We start from the raw sequence: 2,421 nt of genomic DNA, 5'->3' as shown, positions 1-2,421 counted from the left end.
GATTAATCCAACGCGATACAGATGCAGAGCCAATCCGAAATTGCTTCGCTGTTTCTCGGATACTCAACCCTTCTTCTTCTATCGTAAATATCACTTTACCTCTAAAATCAATTAAATAGCTCATATAAATAATGTCATCAAAATTAAGGCGCTTAGCTATAACTCAAGGTTTTATTGGTCAGGATGAAGACGGTCGCACAACAACATTGGGGCGAGGAGGTAGCGATTACACCACTGCGCTGATTGCTGAAGTGTTATCCTTTGACCAAGTTGATATCTGGACAGATGTTGCCGGTATCTATACGACCGATCCTCGTATTGTTGCTAGTGCCAAATCGATTGGAGCTATCATATCACTTTTAATGAAGCCGCAGAAATGGCTGTATTCGGCGCTAAAATCTTACATCCAGGAACATTGCCTACCCGCTATTCGAGTAGGCATTCCCGTATTTGTTGGCTCAAGCCAAATACCAGAAAAGAGTGGCACCTATATCTGCGCGAGCACCAAGAAATTACCTCAATTTCGAGCGCTGGCCATACGGCGAAAACAGACGCTTCTCACTTTGCATAGTCTAAATATGCTTCACGCTCGCGGATTTCTTGCTGAGGTATTCACACTATTATCACAACATCATATTTCTGTCGATCTCATTACTACATCGGAAGTTAGCATTGCTTTAACCTTGGATAAAACTGGCTCTACCACTACCAAAGGAAACCTATTATAGCTGGGCGACTTTAAAATAATTACAAGTAATTACTCTATATCAGTAAATTTATATTGGATAAAAACATATATTTTGTAATCAAAATTAAGACGCTTAGCTATAACTGACACTTTAATGACAGAATTAGCCAAATTATGTCGTGTAGATGTTGAGGAGGAGTTAGCACTAGTTGCCATTATTCGTAATAATTTATCGCAAATAGATGGTCTGGGAAGTCACATTTTTAGCCCGCTAGCAACTCATAATATCCGTATGATATGTTACGGAGCAAGTAGTCATAATATTTGTCTACTGGTCTTTGATAAAGAAGCTGAGACGATTATCCAAATACTGCATAAAAATCTTTTTGAATAACCGAAATATCATTACCGCTTAAAACGACTAATGCTAAATGACGCGGTGAGACTTATTTTTACCAATGCAAAGTTTTAGTCATATTTTTTTGATAATTTTAAATCTGTCGGCTTCACAACCAAGCTGGTTTGTAATCGTGTAAGATTTTCTTTCGCAACAGTATTATTAAGTTTTGCCGCAGTTGCAAACCACATAATGGCACGAAAAATATTTTTCTTTATACCCTTGCCTGTGGCATATAATACCGCTAAATTATTTTGTGCATCGGTTTCTTGTTTATAAGCCGCAGACAAAAACAGTTCACTAGCTTTTTGTGGATTTTTTCAGTGCCTATGCCATATAAATAAAAAAGTCCCAACTGGTTTTTTGCTTGTTGTATTTTCTGCGCGGCTTTCTGCATTAAGCTAAATGTTTTTTTAGCTTGTTCATTAATACTTTGACCAGCCAAATAGAGTCTTGCCAGTCGGTATTGCGCTTCAGCTTCACCTCTATTTGCCATGATCCGATACAATTCCGCAGCTTTAGTAAGATCTTTTTTGTACCGATGCCTTTTTCATAATAATAAGAAACTTTTATACTTGCATCAGCATAGCCAGCATTCGCTAATACCTCATACCACTGCCTGGCTATAATAGCATTTTGCTCAACTTAATAGCCATATTGATAAAATTCGGCAAGACGGTACTGTGCATTAACATGTCCTTGCTCTGCAGCTCATTTGTATCAATAAAAAGCCTGATAATTATTTTTCTCTAAATATTTACCATCATCATAAATAAATCCTATATTATATTGAGCAATAGTATTACTACTATATGCTGCGCGCCGATATAATTCAATGGAATAAGTCAGATTTTTCTTAACGCCATAACCTTTCTCATAAATCTGCGCTAAATTATTCAATGCACCTAAATCACCTAAATCAGCACTTTTCTCATACCATTCTTTTGCTTTCTGATAGTCTTGATTAACACCAAACCCATTCTGGTATAAATATCCCAAAAAAAACTGCGCATAAGCGTCCTGCTGCAAAGGGGCTTTTTCATACCAATTTTTCGCTTGTTTATAGTCTTTATCAACCCCTAACCCAACGCTATACATATAACCCAAACCAGGTTGAACTTAAGGATCAGCTTTGTTTGCGCCACGCTGCAACCAGGTTACCGCAGCTTTATAATCTTTTTTTCTTTGATTAATCACGCCCATATAATAAAAGGCATCACTATTCCCTTTTATAGCTAAGCGACTTAATTTTGATGACATTATTTATATGAGCTATTCAATTGATTTTAGACGTAAAGTGATATTTACGATGGAAGAAGAAGGGTTGAGTATCCGA

General features: G+C 36.9%; 6 protein-coding genes and 1 pseudogene. 2 read left to right on the top strand and 5 right to left on the bottom strand.

All coding sequences use genetic code 11. The annotated features are described in order from the left end of the window. Positions 1-124 (bottom strand): IS630 transposase-related protein (locus ARSQ2_RS14505; protein WP_420837718.1); only part of this gene is annotated, 124 nt, incomplete at its 3' end. A 7-nt stretch (positions 125-131) separates the two neighbouring features. Between ARSQ2_RS14505 and ARSQ2_RS01970 the strand changes: the two genes are divergently transcribed. Together ARSQ2_RS01970 and ARSQ2_RS01965 are read left to right on the top strand one after the other, a co-directional pair. Beyond that, positions 132-728, top strand: coding sequence for an amino acid kinase family protein (locus ARSQ2_RS01970; RefSeq protein WP_181994187.1), 597 nt, complete (start codon positions 132-134; stop codon positions 726-728). Between the two features lie 102 nt (positions 729-830). Next, positions 831-1,082: pseudogene (locus tag ARSQ2_RS01965) on the top strand (ACT domain-containing protein); the annotation flags it as partial. Between the two features lie 74 nt (positions 1,083-1,156). Here the strand turns inward: ARSQ2_RS01965 and ARSQ2_RS01960 are convergent. From ARSQ2_RS01960 to ARSQ2_RS01945, 4 genes are all read right to left on the bottom strand, one after another. Continuing rightward, the gene (locus ARSQ2_RS01960; protein ID WP_181994185.1) at positions 1,157-1,375 is read right to left on the bottom strand and encodes an SEL1-like repeat protein; all 219 of its coding nucleotides are present in this window, start codon (positions 1,373-1,375) and stop codon (positions 1,157-1,159) included. After that, positions 1,330-1,581, bottom strand: a complete 252-nt coding sequence (locus ARSQ2_RS14500; protein ID WP_181994184.1) for an SEL1-like repeat protein — start codon at positions 1,579-1,581, stop codon at positions 1,330-1,332. The genes ARSQ2_RS01960 and ARSQ2_RS14500 overlap by 46 nt, the downstream gene beginning before the upstream one ends. A 224-nt stretch (positions 1,582-1,805) precedes the next feature. Next, entirely contained in the window at positions 1,806-2,183 is a 378-nt protein-coding gene (locus ARSQ2_RS01950) for a tetratricopeptide repeat protein (protein ID WP_238334248.1), read from the bottom strand. 21 nt (positions 2,184-2,204) lie between these two features. Further along, positions 2,205-2,345 carry a hypothetical protein gene (locus tag ARSQ2_RS01945; protein ID WP_181994182.1) on the bottom strand — a complete coding sequence of 47 codons (141 nt, stop codon included), beginning with the start codon at positions 2,343-2,345 and terminating at the stop codon, positions 2,205-2,207. Positions 2,346-2,421 lie beyond the last annotated feature (76 nt).

Origin of the sequence: Arsenophonus endosymbiont of Bemisia tabaci Q2 (genome assembly GCF_902713415.1) — a bacterium.
Lineage (GTDB): Bacteria > Pseudomonadota > Gammaproteobacteria > Enterobacterales > Enterobacteriaceae > Arsenophonus.
Note: the sequence above shows the minus strand (reverse complement) of the source record. Positions and strands in the feature narration are given on the sequence as shown.

What these genes read in the sequence shown, in the direction of transcription:
- ARSQ2_RS01970 (WP_181994187.1), top strand. Translation starts at nt 132, where the DNA reads ATGTCATCAAAATTAAGGCGCTTAGCTATAACTCAAGGTTTTATTGGT.
- ARSQ2_RS14500 (WP_181994184.1), bottom strand. Translation starts at nt 1,581, where the DNA reads ATGGCAAATAGAGGTGAAGCTGAAGCGCAATACCGACTGGCAAGACTC.
- ARSQ2_RS01950 (WP_238334248.1), bottom strand. Translation starts at nt 2,183, where the DNA reads ATGTATAGCGTTGGGTTAGGGGTTGATAAAGACTATAAACAAGCGAAA.
- ARSQ2_RS01945 (WP_181994182.1), bottom strand. Translation starts at nt 2,345, where the DNA reads ATGTCATCAAAATTAAGTCGCTTAGCTATAAAAGGGAATAGTGATGCC.